This window comes from Phocaeicola paurosaccharolyticus JCM 15092 (genome assembly GCF_000613805.1).
In the GTDB taxonomy this organism is placed as follows: Bacteria; Bacteroidota; Bacteroidia; order Bacteroidales; family Bacteroidaceae; genus Phocaeicola; species Phocaeicola paurosaccharolyticus.
The window spans coordinates 222,734-240,863 of sequence record NZ_BAJR01000002.1 but is presented as its reverse complement, the minus strand read 5'-3'; the positions used below and the strand labels follow the sequence as shown (position 1 = coordinate 240,863).

General features: G+C 36.1%; 20 protein-coding genes and 2 tRNA genes. 9 read left to right on the top strand and 13 right to left on the bottom strand.

From position 1 onward, the window contains the following. Positions 1-34 precede the first annotated feature (34 nt). The 4 genes from JCM15092_RS02505 (at position 35) to JCM15092_RS14685 (ending at position 4,919) form a co-directional block, all read left to right on the top strand. Entirely contained in the window at positions 35-1,573 is a 1,539-nt protein-coding gene (locus tag JCM15092_RS02505) for a hypothetical protein (protein ID WP_024993273.1), read from the top strand. Further along, positions 1,573-4,125 (top strand): phospholipase D-like domain-containing protein, encoded by a 2,553-nt coding sequence (locus JCM15092_RS02500; RefSeq protein ID WP_024993272.1) that lies wholly within the window; start codon positions 1,573-1,575, stop codon positions 4,123-4,125. Before JCM15092_RS02505 ends, JCM15092_RS02500 begins: the two co-directional genes overlap by 1 nt. 202 nt (positions 4,126-4,327) lie before the next feature. Then, the gene (locus JCM15092_RS02495) at positions 4,328-4,615 is read left to right on the top strand and encodes a helix-turn-helix domain-containing protein (RefSeq protein ID WP_024993271.1); all 288 of its coding nucleotides are present in this window, start codon (positions 4,328-4,330) and stop codon (positions 4,613-4,615) included. Then, positions 4,605-4,919 carry a helix-turn-helix domain-containing protein gene (locus JCM15092_RS14685; RefSeq protein WP_034541438.1) on the top strand — a complete coding sequence of 105 codons (315 nt, stop codon included), beginning with the start codon at positions 4,605-4,607 and terminating at the stop codon, positions 4,917-4,919. Before JCM15092_RS02495 ends, JCM15092_RS14685 begins: the two co-directional genes overlap by 11 nt. Positions 4,920-4,969: 50 nt before the next feature. On the opposite strand, the gene JCM15092_RS02485 is transcribed toward JCM15092_RS14685, so the two are convergent. Further along, on the bottom strand, positions 4,970-6,193 hold the full coding sequence (locus JCM15092_RS02485) for a site-specific integrase (protein ID WP_024993270.1): 1,224 nt from the start codon (positions 6,191-6,193) through the stop codon (positions 4,970-4,972). Positions 6,194-6,446: 253 nt separating this feature from the next. Then, a tRNA-Phe gene (locus JCM15092_RS02480) sits at positions 6,447-6,519 on the bottom strand. A 109-nt stretch (positions 6,520-6,628) separates the two neighbouring features. Between JCM15092_RS02480 and JCM15092_RS02475 the strand changes: the two genes are divergently transcribed. The 3 genes from JCM15092_RS02475 to JCM15092_RS02465 all read left to right on the top strand — a co-directional run bounded on the left by JCM15092_RS02475 (position 6,629) and on the right by JCM15092_RS02465 (position 8,837). Continuing rightward, positions 6,629-6,701, top strand: a tRNA-Pro gene (locus JCM15092_RS02475). 370 nt (positions 6,702-7,071) lie between these two features. Next, the gene (locus tag JCM15092_RS02470) at positions 7,072-7,557 is read left to right on the top strand and encodes a cysteine hydrolase family protein (protein ID WP_204367501.1); all 486 of its coding nucleotides are present in this window, start codon (positions 7,072-7,074) and stop codon (positions 7,555-7,557) included. A 107-nt stretch (positions 7,558-7,664) separates the two neighbouring features. Continuing rightward, positions 7,665-8,837 carry an iron-containing alcohol dehydrogenase gene (locus JCM15092_RS02465; RefSeq protein ID WP_024993268.1) on the top strand — a complete coding sequence of 391 codons (1,173 nt, stop codon included), beginning with the start codon at positions 7,665-7,667 and terminating at the stop codon, positions 8,835-8,837. Positions 8,838-8,907: 70 nt separating this feature from the next. Here the strand turns inward: JCM15092_RS02465 and JCM15092_RS02460 are convergent, their stop codons facing one another. Next, positions 8,908-9,354: an acyl-CoA thioesterase gene (locus JCM15092_RS02460; protein WP_024993267.1), complete on the bottom strand. Its 447-nt coding sequence runs from the start codon at positions 9,352-9,354 to the stop codon at positions 8,908-8,910. 125 nt (positions 9,355-9,479) lie between these two features. On the opposite strand from JCM15092_RS02460, the gene JCM15092_RS02455 reads away from it, so the two are divergent. Beyond that, the gene (locus JCM15092_RS02455; RefSeq protein WP_024993266.1) at positions 9,480-10,769 is read left to right on the top strand and encodes an O-acetylhomoserine aminocarboxypropyltransferase/cysteine synthase family protein; all 1,290 of its coding nucleotides are present in this window, start codon (positions 9,480-9,482) and stop codon (positions 10,767-10,769) included. Between the two features lie 32 nt (positions 10,770-10,801). Then, complete coding sequence (locus JCM15092_RS02450; protein ID WP_024993265.1) at positions 10,802-11,527, top strand: SDR family NAD(P)-dependent oxidoreductase; 726 nt, start codon at positions 10,802-10,804, stop codon at positions 11,525-11,527. 330 nt (positions 11,528-11,857) lie between these two features. On the opposite strand, the gene JCM15092_RS02445 is transcribed toward JCM15092_RS02450, so the two are convergent. From JCM15092_RS02445 to map, 10 genes are all read right to left on the bottom strand, one after another. Further along, positions 11,858-12,520, bottom strand: coding sequence for a YMGG-like glycine zipper-containing protein (locus JCM15092_RS02445; RefSeq protein ID WP_024993264.1), 663 nt, complete (start codon positions 12,518-12,520; stop codon positions 11,858-11,860). A 158-nt stretch (positions 12,521-12,678) separates the two neighbouring features. Then, positions 12,679-13,218: a DUF8460 domain-containing protein gene (locus JCM15092_RS02440; protein WP_024993263.1), complete on the bottom strand. Its 540-nt coding sequence runs from the start codon at positions 13,216-13,218 to the stop codon at positions 12,679-12,681. A gap of 714 nt (positions 13,219-13,932) precedes the next feature. Further along, positions 13,933-14,436 carry a 50S ribosomal protein L17 gene (gene rplQ, locus JCM15092_RS02430; RefSeq protein ID WP_024993261.1) on the bottom strand — a complete coding sequence of 168 codons (504 nt, stop codon included), beginning with the start codon at positions 14,434-14,436 and terminating at the stop codon, positions 13,933-13,935. 3 nt (positions 14,437-14,439) lie between these two features. Beyond that, the gene (locus tag JCM15092_RS02425) at positions 14,440-15,432 is read right to left on the bottom strand and encodes a DNA-directed RNA polymerase subunit alpha (protein WP_024993260.1); all 993 of its coding nucleotides are present in this window, start codon (positions 15,430-15,432) and stop codon (positions 14,440-14,442) included. A gap of 11 nt (positions 15,433-15,443) precedes the next feature. Then, complete coding sequence (gene rpsD, locus JCM15092_RS02420) at positions 15,444-16,049, bottom strand: 30S ribosomal protein S4 (RefSeq protein WP_024993259.1); 606 nt, start codon at positions 16,047-16,049, stop codon at positions 15,444-15,446. A gap of 114 nt (positions 16,050-16,163) precedes the next feature. Further along, positions 16,164-16,517 carry a 30S ribosomal protein S11 gene (gene rpsK, locus JCM15092_RS02415; protein WP_024993258.1) on the bottom strand — a complete coding sequence of 118 codons (354 nt, stop codon included), beginning with the start codon at positions 16,515-16,517 and terminating at the stop codon, positions 16,164-16,166. A 46-nt stretch (positions 16,518-16,563) separates the two neighbouring features. Further along, positions 16,564-16,944 (bottom strand): 30S ribosomal protein S13, encoded by a 381-nt coding sequence (gene rpsM / locus JCM15092_RS02410; protein ID WP_024993257.1) that lies wholly within the window; start codon positions 16,942-16,944, stop codon positions 16,564-16,566. Positions 16,945-16,977: 33 nt separating this feature from the next. After that, positions 16,978-17,094, bottom strand: coding sequence for a 50S ribosomal protein L36 (rpmJ, locus tag JCM15092_RS16780; protein ID WP_084488411.1), 117 nt, complete (start codon positions 17,092-17,094; stop codon positions 16,978-16,980). A gap of 11 nt (positions 17,095-17,105) precedes the next feature. Next, complete coding sequence (infA, locus tag JCM15092_RS02405; RefSeq protein ID WP_024993256.1) at positions 17,106-17,324, bottom strand: translation initiation factor IF-1; 219 nt, start codon at positions 17,322-17,324, stop codon at positions 17,106-17,108. Position 17,325: 1 nt separating this feature from the next. Continuing rightward, positions 17,326-18,123: a type I methionyl aminopeptidase gene (gene map, locus JCM15092_RS02400; RefSeq protein WP_024993255.1), complete on the bottom strand. Its 798-nt coding sequence runs from the start codon at positions 18,121-18,123 to the stop codon at positions 17,326-17,328. Positions 18,124-18,130 lie beyond the last annotated feature (7 nt).

Genomic DNA, 18,130 nt, shown 5'->3' with positions numbered 1-18,130 from the left:
TTACTTTTAATGCGATTCCGTTAAATTATTTAATATGTATAGATCGGACACACATATAATGCCGTTTTGGGCAGAAAATGGTGGGTTTATTAGGGGGCGCGACCCGTTAGGAATTCAAAATAGTTCAATAACTGTTTATGGAAGACTTTTGCCAGGTATGACCAACCTGACTGGACGAATTCGGTATTATAGTTTCTATTGTTGGCTCTTAGATGAGTATGATAGACTAAGTCTTGAAAAAGAAAAACAAACTCCTCAAGCCCAATATAACTTTATAAGAAGAGCAGAGTTGATTATGGCCTTTCTTATGGTTATAAAAGAGCCTAATGGTACGAATGTCCCGGGAAGTGATTATGCCACAAGACATAAAGCCGATGGATCTTATTCTATAATTCAAGGGGCTGACAAGCCGGGTAAAGAATTATATTGGGATTATAGATCAGGAGCTCTAGGGCAATATTATGCAGGCTCTCTCATTAATCTTGAGCTAATTGAAATAGTTGAAAATTATTTCCATATAAAACCTAAAGGACAGAAAGTAGCAGAGGCATTCCGTTCTGCTATTCCTGTTAATGTAAGAACTTATTTTCTTGAATTAATCAGAAAAGGGACTTGTGGTTGGAATGATTTTGATAAAATAATGTCTTTCCGGCTCAATGCCTTAACAGAATCAAGCGAAGAATGGTTATTATTAAATAATCTTTTATTGGAACGGGATGGGGACAATTTTAAAACAAGAGATGGCAAATCTTCCGAGAAAAGAATCGAATCAATAAAATTGTATTTACAATCAAAGACAGAGAGCGTGCCCTTGAATGAATTCCCTCTATGGATATTCAAGAATACTTCTCCAAGCGTAGATCCAAATTCTTCGCAATTTGGGTGGTTTTATTATTATCTTAACGAGAGCGTCCATTATGCTCTTTCGTCTATATTTTGGGCTTTTCTATTTAATATTGAGGGAACTATTTCAGAATTTGACAGTTACCTGAAGGATTTCGGATCTGAGATACAGAAAAAGAGCGAAGCTCTTCTTGGGATAAGCAGCGAGGATACTTTGAAAGATATTTTGGAGTTAATTGAAAAAAGAAGTATTCAGGATGAACTCGCCGACATCAGAGGTGCTGTAAAAAAGGAACTTCCCTATTATGCCGCAAGCAGGTCAGTCTCCCTATTAATGATGATATATAACTTTACAGAATCATACCAAGAACATATCAAAAACTTTGAATTAAATAATTATATTGATTATCAAAAAGGTAATCTGACTGAACACCTTGATATTTATATTAAAAAGAATTTGGATACAAACTATCGTGAATATATAAACCAGATAGTGAAAACATTGATTAACGACCACATGGCAACGGCTTACCGAAAAATGGGTAACGGTGAAGCGAATTTGTTGAAATTCTTAATTGAAGACAGGTATATCATTCACGTTGAGACTATACAACCACGAGGCACTACTCCCAGACTTCAATCATTACATAATTTTATGCGTGATTTAGGTTATATTGATAGGGAAGGAACTCTTACTGGATTGGGATGGAAATTATTAAATAGTATGTAATGGAGCGGAAAATATACAAAGAGATTCCGGGTGGGAAAAGTAGTTTTCATTCTGCCGTTCTAACTACATTTTCCTTTAATTTTCATCATTTTGAGGGACAGGTGTTAAGAACTCTAAAAGAAAAATGGATAACTAGTATAAATGTTTTGGTAGATCAAAATATGCTAAACTCCTCATTAGGGGTATCTTCAAATTACCTTAAAAGTATTAACCAAGCATATGCAGTAAATGGTATTAAATCCTCAGGAGCCTTTCATCCTAAAATTAATTTCTTCATAGGAGATAGCTGTTTACTTGCAATTTTTGGTTCAGGTAACTTAACTCCAGGAGGACATGGCAAAAATCACGAGGTGTTTTCTGGGTTTTATGCTAATTCTGTTGATAAAACGGAGCTACCATTGCTTCTGGAACTGTGGGAATATGTTATCGGATTTGCCAAACAAATGGATGGATATTCCGCCGAAAGAATATGTAATACCATAACAGGCTGCTGTGATTTATTTTCAAATAAAAAGCTTGTAAAACATCAATTTCATAATCTTGGCGACAGTCTTGATGCCGCACTGCTATATAATGAGAAAGACTCAGATATCTATCATCAACTCTCGTACCTAATTCCAACTAATAATATAGAAAGAATAACAATCGTATGCCCCTACTATGATGAAGATGGTGCTTTATTGAAGAATCTTTGTCAATTATTTCCGAATGCGCATCTGGATATATATCTGCAAGAAAACAAGGGTTTGCCACCAACACAAATGGAAGCAGACGAGCGAATTACTTTTTATGATTTTAACGAAACAACCAGAGGGAAGGTTAGAATTAATGCTTTGGGAGACGATAGAATGCTTCATGCTAAAGTTTTTCATTTCAAATCAGCAGAAAAGGAATACTACTTGACGGGCAGCGTAAACGCAACCCTAGCAGGGATGGGCTCTCCTTCGTCTCCTCCTCTGAATGATGAATTATGTGTGCTGTATGCTTCGTCTTCTTTTGATTTTTTGGATAGTATAGGAATTAACAATGTTGGTAAACGGATAGAAGACATTAGCGCATTCCCCCGGAAAGATTGCTACGGAGAGAATCCAACAGTGACAGATAGTTACGCAAAACAGTTTATTAAAATTAAATCCATAGATTTGGAAGGACGACACCTTAAGGTATATATTGATTTAAAACATATACTTAACGAACCTTCTTATCTGACCGCATTCGGACAGAATGGAGTAAAAGTTTTTTCTTTTCCAATAAATGATTATCGACAAAAGACATTTGAATTTACTTTATCCGCAGAACAGTGTGATCCTGACCTGTTACCTCAATATTGCGCTTTTGTTAGCGTTAGTGGCGCTATTATTTCGAATAAGCAACCTGTGAATAGAATTGATAAATTAAGGAATACAAATCCAGAAAGGAACCTGCGTACTATACGGGAAATCATAGGGAAGGTTGAAGCAGGGCAGTTTAACGAATTAGAAATAGCAGATTATCTAACACAATTATACAGGGAAGATACGGGTGCTAAACGCATATCATCGTATGGCAGCTTTCGGGAAGATAAAGAAGAGATAAGAGAAAAGGATATTGCTACATTAAGTTATGATGAGGCTATAGCGGCTTCAAGGGATACTTCTGTTTTATCGAAAATAGTCTCGGGACATATTACCTCGCGTTTATGGGAAAGCTTGGAGCATATTTTTGACAGTAAAAGCAATGCTATCTCGGATGAATTAATGGAGGAAGAGGAAGAAGCATCGGCAACTGAAAGCAAAGAGAGAAAAGTGGAAAATACAGTGGATAATGGTATAAAACTTGGGAATGATATAATGCGTCCTCTTAGTATTGTAAGGAATCTGACTGAAAAATATTGCTCTAATCTAAATAAAGCACAATTTAATGAGGAACATGTTATAGGAATTGTTGACTATTTACGCTTTTTATTGAGTTCGCATGCCATTACCGCTATTTGCCATTTTAATGAGTATATGCCATTCCCCAAAGATAAAGAAAATAAAATGACTTTTTCCGATTGGAAGAAAAGCCTACACTCTCTGTATAAAGAAGCGATTCTATCTATATTAAAACAATTTACGTTATTACATCAACGCCGAAAGGTTGCAAAATATGGAGAGAATCAGGATGATCTGATTTTTCGACATAATGATCTTCTAAATAAAACTTTGTATCATATTCTTCTTGATGCAGCTATCGTTTATAATAGTTTGGAGAGGCAGGAACCTGTTGTTAAGGAGCGTATTATTCTTTATTGTCTAAATATTTTCGACCAATATGGATTGCCTAATGCCGGGTTAAAGGCTTATCTTGAGAAATTGTCAGCCGCAAATAATAATGCTTTCTATCCTCGACAAGTTTTGAGAATGTTGGACGAAATTGTTAACGCAAGTAGGGACGGTACTTATAAAAAAGCAGAAAAATCAGGGATATGCAAGGTCGATAGTGTTCAAGATGGTAAATACCGTATCAAAACAATCTATAGTGATAGTTATAGTTTTGCAAACAAAAAAGATGTTAGTGACTTTACTTTATAGAATATAGTTTAACCACTGCAATTGAGAAAGTAAATCCTACAAAAAAGCGGCATATTTAACCGCCGCCGGAATCAGTTTACACTTTAGGTATAGACTAGTGCGGACGCAAGCTACCAGCCCGCAAGGGATTGGTATGTCGTGTGTTTTAATGAGTTACCTTTGTTATCCCGTAATCATAGTATTAACGAAAAATGTAAATATTATGGAGGTAATAAATATAGAAGCCCGCACTTTTGAGGCTATGATAGAACGTTTCGAGGCATTTGCCCGGAAGATAAATCTTCTGTGTGATCAAAGTGAAGATAAAGAGATGAAAGAATGGCTGGATAGTCAGGAGGTTTGTATGATACTGGATATTAGCAAAAGGAAATTGCAATACCTAAGAAATTTTCATAAAATACCTTATTCAATGCTTAACGGCAAAATCTACTATAAGCCGGAGGATATTAGGAAGTATATAGAGTTAGAAAGGGGGGAGCATGGAAAATAAGAATGCAGAGAATCAAAATAGCCTTATAACGAAAGCTACGCCTCAAATCGCAGTCTTTTTTGAATCCATTGACCGGATGTTGGATAAGGTTGAAGTGCTTGCGAAAAAATGCAGACCTACCTTAAACGGAGATAGGTATTTAACAGATAAGGAATTGTCCGAACGCTTAAAAATCAGCAGAAGGGCTTTACAGGATTACAGGAGCGAGGGCAAGATACCCTATTATCAAATTGGGGCAAAAGTCTTATATAAGGAATCTGATATTGAAAAAATGCTGAAAGACAGTTATCGCAAGATATTCTAAACAACAGCAAAGGCTATCTTTCCGGATAGCCTTTGCTGTTAGTCAATTTATTAAATCTCACTCATGCTTATTTTAGTTTGAACCTTTTTCATGTCGGAATAGATGTTGTGGCTAAGTACTTTTGCGTAATGCTCCGTCATTCTTGTACTGGTATGTCCCAACATACGGGCAACATTTGTAAGCGCAACCCCATTAGCCAGCGTAACCGTTGTCGCAAAGGTGTGACGAGCTGTGTGCGTGGTAACGTCCTTGTCAATCCCGCAGAAATCGGTAATTTCCTTCAAGTAGGAATTCATCTTCTGATTACACATAACCGGAAGCAGAATACCTTTTGACTTGCACATTCTATGATTTTCATATCGGCGAATTATTCCCAACGGAATATCAAGCAATGGGATGTCGCACATATTTTCGGTTTTCTCCCTCGACTTACGAATCCAATAAGTCCCCTCGTTATCTAAGACAATATGCTCCTTCTTTAAGTTGCTCACATCTATGAATGCAAGGCCTGTGTAACAGCAGAACACAAACACATCACGGACTAATGCAACTCTCGGCAGGGTGAATTTTTTGTTTGTAACTATATCAAGTTCCTCTTTGGTAAGGAAAACCGGATTGGTTTTTGCCTGTTTGAACCGCATCCCCACAAAAGGATCACTTTTCAATAATCCGGTAGCCAAAGCAAGGGTACTTACCTTTTTTATTACTTTCATATACCGAACAAGGGTGTTAGGGCTTAATCCCTTATCAACTGTCAGGTAGAGTTCGTATTTACGAATAAACTGGGAAGTAAACTCGGTAAAAGTTATATCGGATTTCCCGCACTCTTTCTCGATAACAGTTTGCAGCGATTTATAGCAGTTATCGTATCGGTTAATGGTGGAGTAGGCATAATCCAATCCGATGCGTCGTCTGCAATCTTCATTATGCTCTTTGAAAAATGTAAGGACGGTTTTAGTTGTTTCCTTATTAAAGAGTTTTTTCAGTAAAATTTCGGGGGTAAAATACTCGTCCTGTAATACCATGTTCCGATGAATTTCATACAGGCGGGTATGGAGGTTGCGGATATAATCGTTCAGTTCGTTAGCCTCCCGGCTCTTTCCCCGGCACATTCCTAATTTAGCATCCCAGATTTCATCTTTAACGCTGCGGTTAATACGAATGTCGCTGTAAACCCCGTCAATAGTAACCCTAAGTAGTACCGGGCATTCTCCGTTTCTCAATTTTCGGGTCTTAATAATGTAGACCAAAACATTCATCATTTCTTGCTTCATATTACCTCTATTTTAATGTTTCAAAATTAAGGAAATGAAACGAGATTGTCGGTATGCAAAATTCGGAAAATCAACACATTAGATACTGTTTCGTTTGCTTTTTTTGCGCCAAATAAAAAGCATATGAATGAACAAAGATAAATGTTCTATAAACCGTTATTTTCTGCCATTTTCAAGGGGTTGCCCTAAAAAGAAAAATCCCCGAAACTGTCTATGTTTCAGGGATTTGCTTTGTTTTGCTACTCTTCTTAAGTGGTGCCACCAGGAATCGAACCGGGGACACAAGGATTTTCAGTCCTTTGCTCTACCAACTGAGCTATGGCACCTTTTGTTTTGCGGTTGCAAAGGTAGGTATTATTTTTATATACACAAATATTCGACAATATTTATTTCCTTTTTTCAAAAAATAGAATAACTTTGCCGTGCAAACAGCATCGGAATGTAGCGCAGTTGGTAGCGCACTACGTTCGGGACGTAGGGGTCGGGCGTTCGAGTCGCCTCATTCCGACACTGTAAGGCAACAGGAACGGAAAGTCTCATTTTCCTAAAAAATAATTGTTCCTTATCTTCTTTACTTCTTTGGATTCGTTCCTTTAGAATCTACTGCCATTTGCAGGTTCGATTTACAAGGAATTCTATTGAAATGTATTCTTTATTGAAAAAATTGAGCTAACTATTATTCAGAATAATTGCATGTGCAATGAATATTATGGACATTTCATCTTACTTTTTTAAATGATATTTTAGTAGTAATAAGTTACAACAAATATTATTACTATTTTTGCAAATCATTTCGTACATCATATCAAGGATGACATCTAATTTATAGAAATAGGCTCTTTTAAGAATAATTACCAACAACAAAAAATAAGAAAATAATGGAAAAAGCACTAGTAGTAATCGACCTTCAGAATGATATTACTAAAAATTACAGAGAGATAATTGATAACGTTAATGCTGCAATAAATTGGGCTGTGAATAATAACATTGACGTTATATTCATCAGACATGAGAATATAACACCGGGAACAAGGACATTCAAACACGATACACGCGGTTCTGAATTTGTTCCGGAGATGAAAATTGTAACAGAGAATATTTTCACAAAGACAAAAGCCAATGCTCTCACCAGTGAGGAATTCGTTGACTACATTAATGCAAACGGTATAAAGGAGTTCTACATTGCTGGAGCTGATGCCACAGAATGCGTGAAATCAACCTGTTACAATATGAGTAAATCTAACTATAAAGTAAATGTCCTTTCCGACTGCATCACCAGCTACAATAAAAATAAAATTGCAGAGATGCTTAAATACTACGAAAGCAAAGGAGCCAATTTAATTACTTTAGATAACTTACTCTAGGCTTTTTGTTTTTTATCTATTATGAATCTTAATTTATCTAATTAGAATATACAATCAATCAATATTTGTTTATATTTGTTATTAGTGTAACTTTAAAGTAATAAGACATGAAAGCAAATCCGGTATTTACTCTAAATCTTCCTACAAAACTTATTTTTGGATGTGGGGAAATCAGCAAGTTATCAACTGAGACGTTGCCTGGCAAAAAGGCATTAATTGTTATATCATCTGGAAACTCGATGAGGAAATATGGTCATTTGGATAAAGTGACTGAACAATTGGTGCTTAACAAAACTGAATTTGAGATTTACGACCATATTCTTCCTAACCCAACAAAAGGACATATTATGGAAGCTGCTGAAATATGCAGGAAATGTGGATGTGACTTTATTATTGGTCTAGGCGGAGGTAGCTCTATTGATTCAGCTAAGGCGATAGCAGTTATGGCATGCAATAGCGGGGATTATTGGGACTATGTTATCGGAGGCTCCGGAAAAGGTAAGCCTGTAACAAAGGTTCTTCCCATAGTAGCTATACCTACTACTGCAGGTACAGGTACCGAGATGGATCCCTGGACAGTAATTACAAACGAGCAATGTCAAGAAAAGATAGGTTTCGGAAATGAGTTGACATTCCCTAAACTATCTATTGTGGACCCAGAACTAATGATCTCTATCCCTCCAAAATATACTGCTTTCCAAGGTTTTGATGCATTTTTCCATGCCGCTGAAGGTTTTATCGCTAATATAGCCACTCCTATAAGTGATCTATATGCTTTGGAAGCTATCAGACTTCTTTACAAGTACCTGCCTTCGGCTGTACATGACGGACGAGACCTCAAGGCTAGAGCAAAAGTTGCATGGGCCAGCACTCTTGCAGGAATGGTTGAAAGCACATCCAGCTGTATTTCTGAGCACTCAATGGAACATGCGCTGAGTGCCTACTATCCAACTTTGCCTCATGGTGCAGGACTTATATCTTTGTCTTTAGCATATTTCGAGACTTTCAGAAATGATTGTATGAAGAGATATATGAAGATGGCTGAGGTAATGACTGAGAAAAAGAGTAACAGACCTTCTGATTTCATTGATGCTCTTAAGGTTATGCAAAAAGAGTGTGGTGTGTACGACTTGAAGTTGAGCGACTATGGTGTGAAGAGGGAAGATTCCACCAGACTTATGCAAAATGCACGCGATACGATGGGAGGTTTATTCTCATTCGATCCACGTCCACTTACAGATGATGAAATCATAGAAATATATGACAAATCTTATAAATAAGATTTATCCACCATTGTTATGAAAAATTTAAGTGCGCTTCAATAATGATAAATTATTTTGAAGCGCTCTTTTATTTTCTTTCAGATAATTCAGCAAGACTCTTCCCTTCATATTCGGAGATAAGCCTTTTGTACTCATCAGATAGAACTGCTGGTTCCTTTATTTGAAGATCAAAATATACCATTACAGTGCGACACTCACATCTCACATCTCCTGTCCTATCACATACAGCTCTCTGTAAAAGAGTGAAACTGGTATGACCCATATGGACGATACTTGTCTCAATAACTATATCATCTGAAAAGTATACAGGGGCAAAAAAATTGGCATTGATATTTGCTACTACAATAGCAGTCCTCTTCCAATCATTTTTACCTAATACGTCGTTAATATATGTTGTTTTTGCTAAATCGTAAAGCGAAAAATATACAGAATTATTCATGTGTCCGAATTGATCAACATCGCTGAAACGAATCTGTACAGGCATTCTGTGCCTTAATCTTTGTTTGATATCCATATCTCTCTTTAAAAAACGACCAAAGATAATACTTTTTAGGTTATAGAGTCACAAAATGATTTATTATTCTTAATTTTGCATACAATTTATTACTATATATCAAAACTTAACATGATATTATAATTATGAAAAAAGAGGTCAGTAAAGCTACTATTTGCGTTCAAGGAGGCTGGAAACCCAAAAATGGAGAATCCAGAGTTTTACCAATATATCAGAGTACAACTTTTAAATATGATTCAAGCGAAAAGATGGCAAGACTCTTTGACCTTGAAGATGAAGGTTATTTCTATACAAGATTGGCTAATCCTACAAACGACGCAGTAGCATCTAAGATAGCAGAACTCGAAGGTGGTGTGGGTGCTATACTAACATCTTCAGGCCAAGCTGCAAATTTCTATGCCGTATTCAATATATGTCAGGCAGGTGACCATATGGTCTGCTCATCAACAATATATGGTGGAACTTTCAATTTATTCGCCGTTACAATGAAGAAGTTGGGCATTGAATGTACTTTCGTAAATTCTGACACGAGTGAGGAAGAACTTGACAAAGCATTCCAACCTAATACAAAAGCTATGTTTGGTGAAACAATATCTAACCCAAGCATTGATGTTCTTGATATTGAAAAATTTGCACGTGTAGCTCACAAACATGGTGTACCTCTTATCGTAGACAATACTTTTGCTACACCTATAAACTGCCGTCCATTCGAATGGGGAGCTGATATCGTTACTCACTCTACTACAAAATATATGGACGGACACGCTACAAGCGTTGGAGGTGCAGTGGTAGATAGCGGTAACTTTGATTGGGATGCTCATGCTGAGAAATTTCCTGGACTTACTACTCCTGACGAATCATATCATGGACTTACATATACTAAAGCCTTCGGCAAAAATGCATATATTGTCAAGATCACAGCTCAGCTAATGAGAGATCTTGGTTCAATACCATCTCCACATAACTCATTCCTACTTAACCTTGGACTCGAGACACTACATCTTAGAGTTCCACGCCATTGTGAGAATGCACTGAAAGTTGCACAATGGCTAGAGGCTAATCCAAATGTGAAATGGGTGAACTATTGCGGACTGAAGAGTAGTAAATATTACGAATTGGCTCAAAAATATCTACCTAACGGATCATGTGGTGTGGTTGCCTTCGGTATAAAAGGATCTAGAGAGGAAGCTGTAGAGTTTATGGATAAATTAAAGATGATAGCAATTGTTACACACGTAGCTGATGCAAGGACTTGTGTTCTTCATCCTGCAAGCCATACTCACAGACAGATGTCAGATGAACAACTTATTGCTGCCGGAGTAGCTCCTGATCTTATCCGCTTATCTGTAGGCATTGAAGATGCAAATGATATTATCGGAGATCTGGAACAAGCTCTTGAAAGCTTTAAAAAATAGTATTGGGTAATCTAATTTCCTAAACAAATACAATGAAAAGAGTCCTTATAATTGGTGCTACATCAGGTATCGGCCGAGAATTGGCTGTTAGATACATTGAAATGGGATACTGTGTAGGTGTAGCAGGGAGAAGAGTAGAAGAACTTATAAAACTGCATGAACTTGCTGTTGATAGGGTTTTCTATGAGAAGATAGATGTAACGCAACAGGATGCTGCTGAAAAGCTTATGCTTCTCATAGATAAGATGCAAGGCATGGACCTTTTCATTTTATGTTCAGGAATAGGATATCAAAATATTTCTCTTGATATAGAGATAGAGATGAAGACTGCTGTAACCAATGTTAATGGATTTATAAGAATGGTTACAGCAGCCTTCCATTACTTCACAAATCATGAAGATGGGCATATTGCCGTGATAAGTTCTGTTGCAGGAACAAAGGGACTCGGAGTTGCTCCTGCTTATTCTGCAACAAAAAGATTCCAGAACAATTACATAGAATCACTGGAACAGCTAGCGAACATGAAGGGATATAATATCCATTTTACAGACATACGTCCCGGATTTGTTGATACACCTCTACTTGCTAAAGATAAATATCCTATGCTGATGAATGTTGAGTATGTTGCAGAAAAAATAATTAGTGCCATCAAAAAGAAGAAGAAAGTAGCTATCATTGATTGGAAATATGCCATAATAGTTTTCTTCTGGAGATTGATACCTCGCTTTATTTGGACCAGGATAAGCGTAAAAAACTGAGATTCTTTAAGCAATCACCTACCAAAGAGCTATTGTTGAGGCAAATTAACCACGTTAGTGAGCACTGATTAAATATTTCACCAGTAATATTATTTTGTCGCTTTACAACCCAGTGTAGCCAAAACAAAAGCTGGTATTATTATCCTCTGCTTATTCAATTGTGAATTGTTTGTTATCAGATAATTGAATTAAAGATAAAGCCATATACATTAATTCCAATCATTCAGAATTATAAACATGTTTTCATTCTATAATATCCATACTCCTTGATATTATAGAATAGAAAAAGATATATTATAACAGATTTATCTATTTATCAGATTATTATGGTCATTTCACTCTTTTCTGAATAGGAAGCGAAAACCTATGATAGTCACTTACTCCACCATTGCTGTCAACAGCATAAATGTTGAAATCAGCCATTCCATTCTTAATCCTTTTGCCTGATAAAATAGACGCAGTATAACGTATTGTAGAGCCAGGTTCCATGTATGAGATTACCTGTGATGGCGAAACATATAGATTTTTAACTCCGGAAACTGAAATAACAGGAGTAACATTGTAAAGTGCGACAGGTGAGTCGTTTGTTACGTCAAATATTACTTTACCATTTTCAGCAGCATTAATAATATGGTTCCTATTTTCATCCACAAAACGTATATTACTAATTACGATAGCATTAGGTTCTGATTCTCGTTGAGAAGGTAAATAGCGTGATGAACTATTATTTTGAACATAGTAATCACCATCGTCATATGAGTCTCCGTTATTCTTAGGAGTAGTTATGGCATTTCCCACAGCAGCACCTGTAACAGTACCTATAAGGGCTCCAAACTGAGATCCGGAATATCCACCGGCGTTATCACCAATTATAGCTCCTACTACTCCACCAATTGACGCCCCGGCTTGAATTGCTGCAGGATTACCTTGCCAATAGGTACAACTAGTTAATGAAAACGTAGTTATCAAGGATATAAATAACAATTTTTTCATAATAGTATTATTTGAAGACCATTACAAATATAGAGTAAAATTGTTTATACAATCATTTTGTTTGGACAATAAAAAATAAAAGCACTCCCCATATTCATATGAAAAGGAGAGTGCATAGTTTCATATTATATAAATTACTTATTTAAGACAAAAATATCTCAGAATTTACTATTTATAAGTTTTATTGCGAATTCTTCTACATCCTTTCCGGTAAGATAAAATATTCTTGAGGCAGGTTCATAAGTATAAGGAATAAAATGGAATAGTTGCACAGCTGCAAACTTATTGTCTTTAGATAGCATATAGTCCAACCTTACATTTCCACTTTTCTTTGCACATATAACTTTACTGTTTTGAATTGAATTTTCATCAAAACAGTTTATTAGGTCCAATAAATTTTCATTGTCAAAAAAACATGAGCCCTCTCTGATTGAGCTACCTGTTTTAAGGTAAACCCACTCCTTACTTTGCCAGAAGATTCTATATATAGACCAAAGGAAACAGATAATACCAATGGTAAATAGGGTCATGCTTATAAAGGATGAAGAGTCTTCCTGTTTCCAGATAAAAAGAAACAACAATACACCAAACATGAAAACACTCGCAGAGATTAGAACTGATGAAAGATTTAATTTTTGTATTACATCTGGGCTAGACATAGAATAAATTCGCTCAGATGTGGTTTTAGTTTGTCCCATGATTATATTTTTATTGATTGATAAATGCATAAACTAGCTGTCCACACTACAATGGTGCAGACTGAATCTTATCAATTAAAATTCTAAATTATAATACGATGGTTATGGAAGGTATAAAAATTGCAGGAGTTAAGCAGCTTATATAGAGATATTGAACTATCATATTGCACTCTACCTCTCTGGCTCAGCAGATCGAATATAGATTTCTGTCTTAAAATGTTCTTAAGATATATGTTAGCCTCTTGTGAAAGTAAACTATTTATCCTATTGAATTTAAAGCATAGGTTAGTGTAAAAGGTGTATAAACTTGTCGGATCAAGAGCGGTGTTATTATTAGAAACATTCTTTGATATAATAAATAGCCCATTAGGTGAACTGGATTTTGCATGACAATCTTGCTGAAGAAGGAACTCAATAAAAGAAACCTTATCCGAGGTATTAACAGTTTTGGTGCTTGTAAAGAAACCTATACCGATAATCATGAATAATATCAGCAAAAAAGATCGCATCAGTGATTATAAAATGATTAATGACCAAATATAATGCTATTATCAGTTATAGCAAAAAAGGATATATTTTTTTAAGACAATGAGTATTACACTACTTAAAATATAACATTATTATTACAGTGGAATAACATAATTACCTTGATAAATAGAAATAAAAAGAGGTGTATCATATGATACACCTCTCTCTACATATATATTTTATGAGTTATTCTGCCTTTGGAGCTTCTTCAGCAGCTACTTCAGCTTTTGCAGTTTCTTCAACAGCAACTTCTACTTTAGGAGCGTCTGCAGCTTTCTTTGAGCGGCGAGTACGAGCAGCCTTCTTAGCTGGAGCAACTTTAGCCATGTTTTCATCATAGTCAACTAACTCGATGAAGCACATTTCAGCATTATCACCTAAACGTCTACCAGTCTTGATAATACGTGTATAACCACCTGGGCGGTCAGCTACCTTAACAGAGATTTCTTTGAAAAGCTCAGTTACAGCGAACTTGTCTTGCAAGTTGCTGAAAACGACACGTCTAGAATTAGTTGTATCATCTTTAGACTTAGTGATTAAAGGTTCAACGAACTTTTTAAGTTCTTTTGCCTTAGCTAAAGTCGTAGTGATTCTTTTGTGCATAATCAAAGAACATGCCATATTCGATAACATAGCAGCTCTATGAGAAGCAGTACGACCTAAGTGATTGAATTTCTTATTATGTCTCATTTTTTAATCTTTATCTAATTTATATTTAGAAATATCTGTTCCAAACGACAGATTCAGACTCTCGAGCAAATCATCAAGCTCAGTGAGCGATTTCTTACCAAAATTTCTGAATTTCAAAAGATCGGTCTTGTTGAACTGTACCAAGTCGCCTAATGTCTCAACATCAGCAGCTTTCAAGCAGTTCAAAGCACGAACTGAGAGATCCATGTCTACGAGCTTAGTCTTAAGAAGCTGGCGCATATGCAATACCTCTTCATCAAACTCTTCATTACCATCAACATCAGTTGTCTCAAGTGTGATCTTTTCATCAGAGAAAAGCATGAAGTGATAAATCAATATCTTAGCAGCCTCTTTCAAAGCCTCTTTTGGGTGAATGGAACCATCGGTTGTAATTTCAAGAACAAGTTTTTCATAGTCAGTCTTCTGTTCTACACGGAAGTTTTCAACTTGATACTTGACATTACGGATAGGAGTATAAATGGAATCAATTGGAATTACATTAACATCAGTACAGTATTCACGATTCTCATCAGAAGGAACGTATCCACGACCTTTGTTAATTGTTAGATCCATCTTTAATGTTGCCTTGGAATCTAAATGGCAAATAACTAACTCAGGATTTAACACTTCAAATCCAGTCAAATACTTACTTAAATCACCTGCCTTAAATTCTACAGAATTTTCTATAGTGAGGCTTAACTTCTCACCTTCAAATTCTTCCACTACTTGCTTAAATCTCACTTGTTTAAGATTTAAGATAATGTTGGTAACATCTTCTTTTACTCCTGGCACGGTAGCAAATTCATGCTCAACACCTTCAATTTTTATTGTATTGATAGCAAATCCTTCCAAAGAAGAAAGAAGAATACGGCGCAAAGCATTACCTACGGTAATACCAAAACCGGGTTCAAGAGGGCGGAATTCGAATTTACCAAATTTAGAATCCGCTTCCAACATTAATACTTTATCAGGTTTTTGAAATGCTAATATCGCCATGAAATTAATTATTATTTAGAATACAATTCAACGATCAAGTGCTCTTTTATGTTTTCAGGAATGTCAGCTCTCTCAGGTATGTGAAGCAATTTACCTACCTTACTGTTATCATCCCATTCTAACCATGGATACTTGCTATGGTTAAATCCAGCAAGTGAATTACCTATAACTTCCAAAGATTTAGATCTTTCACGTACACCAACAATCTGACCTGGTTTTACTGAATAAGAAGGAATATTTACAACCTTACCATCAACAGTAATGTGTCTGTGACCTACTAACTGACGAGCAGCAGCACGAGTTGGAGCGATACCTAAACGGAATACGATGTTATCGAGACGAACTTCAAGGCTCTGAAGTAAGATCTCACCAGTAATACCATTTGCACTTGCAGATTTCTCAAATAAGTTACGGAATTGTTTTTCTAATACTCCATAAGTATATTTTGCTTTCTGCTTTTCAGCTAACATGACACCATACTCAGAAGTTTTCTTTCTTCTGTTGTTACCATGTTGTCCAGGAGGATAATTTTTCTTAGATAGAACTTTATCTGCTCCAAATATTCCTTCACCGAATTTACGGGCAATTCTTGATTTTGGTCCAGTATATCTAGCCATTTCTATTAATTTTAATTGTTATAAATGAACTTAATTTGTTGCAGCCGCGATTACAGAAAGGAAAGTGCAATCCATTTATTAACAAAATCAAGTTACTTAAATTTTGGTTATCTATTAAACTCTTCTTCTCTTTGGAGGACGACAACCATTGTGAGGAAGTGGAGTAACGTCAACAATCTCTGTTACTTCGATTCCAGCTCCGTGTATTGTTCTGATAGCAGACTCACGTCCGTTACCTGGACCCTTAACATAAGCTTTTACTTTTCTTAGGCCAAGATCAAATGCAATTTTTGCACAATCTTGCGCAGCCATCTGAGCTGCATAAGGAGTATTCTTTTTAGAACCTCTAAATCCCATTTTACCGGCAGAAGACCAAGAGATAATCTGACCTTCACTATTTGCTAGAGATACAATGATGTTGTTGAATGAAGAATGAACATGTAGTTGTCCATTTGCATCAACTTTCACATTTCTCTTCTTAGCTGCGACTGTTTTTTTGCCATATCAACAATTATTATTTAGTAGCTTTTTTCTTATTTGCAACTGTTTTCTTTCTACCCTTACGTGTACGAGCATTATTCTTAGTGCTTTGTCCACGAACTGGTAAGCCAATACGGTGGCGAACACCACGATAGCAACCAATATCCATTAATCTCTTAATGTTTAATTGGATCTCAGAACGAAGATCACCTTCGACCTTATATTCAGCGCCAATGATCTCACGAATCTTAGCTGCCTGATCATCAGTCCAATCTTTGACTTTCAAGTCTTTGTCTACTCCTGCTTTATCTAAAATTTTTGCGGAGCTGTTGCGTCCTATACCATACACATAGGTCAACGCAATCTCACCTCTCTTGTTCTGAGGTAAATCTACACCAACTATTCTTATAGCCATATACTAAATTATTTTTTTTGCAAAAATAATAAATTATCCTTGACGTTGTTTATACTTAGGATTTTTCTTGTTAATAACATACAAACAGCCATTGCGTCTTACGATCTTGCATTCCGCTGTACGTTTCTTTAATGATGCTCTTACTTTCATATCTTAATTTTTTATTTGTATCTAAAAACTATCCTTCCTTTAGATAAGTCATAAGGTGACATCTCAACTCTAACCTTATCTCCAGGCAATATTTTAATGTAATGCATTCTCATTTTACCAGATATATGGGCAGTAATTTCATGACCATTATCCAATTCTACTCTAAACATTGCATTTGACAATGCCTCTATTATTACTCCATCTTGCTCTATTGCGGATTGCTTAGCCATATTAAATTGCTTTATCTCCTAATACTTGTTCTATAAACTCAAATGATGATAAAATCGTTGCCTTACCAACTCCTATGGCAACTGTATGTTCAAAATGCGCAGCGCATTTCCTATCTCTAGTTCGTACGCTCCATCCATCTCTCTCCATTACTATCTGACGATCACCTAGTGTAATCATCGGTTCGATAGCTATGCACATACCTTTTTTCAACTGCGTGCCATATCCTCTTTTTCCATAGTTTGGTACTTGTGGATCTTCATGCATATCTTTACCGATACCATGACCGATAAATTCTCGGACTACACCATAAGAGTTACTTTCACAATAACTCTGAATTGCATATCCGATATCACCTATACGTTTGCCGTGAACAGCATTCTCTATACCTAAGTAAAGAGACTCTTTTGTTGTCTTAAGAAGTTTCACCACCTCAGGTGCTACTTCACCGACACAAAACGTATAAGCTGAATCTCCACAAAAACCATTTAACAACGTTCCACAATCAACCGAAACAATATCTCCATCCTTAAGCGGAATGTTATTTGGTATACCATGTACAACCTGATCATTGACTGAGGTGCATATTGAATTTGGGAATGGGCCTCCATAAGGGTTTGGAAAACCTTTGAATGTAGGTATAGCCCCATTATCTCTTATAAATTCTTCTGCTACCTTATCAAGTTCCAAGGTTGTGATACCTGGTTTGATAATTTTAGCTATTTCGGCGAGAGTTTTACCAACGAGTTGGTTACTCTGCCGAAGTAGTTCTATTTCATCATCTGTCTTAAGAAATATCATTCTCTGA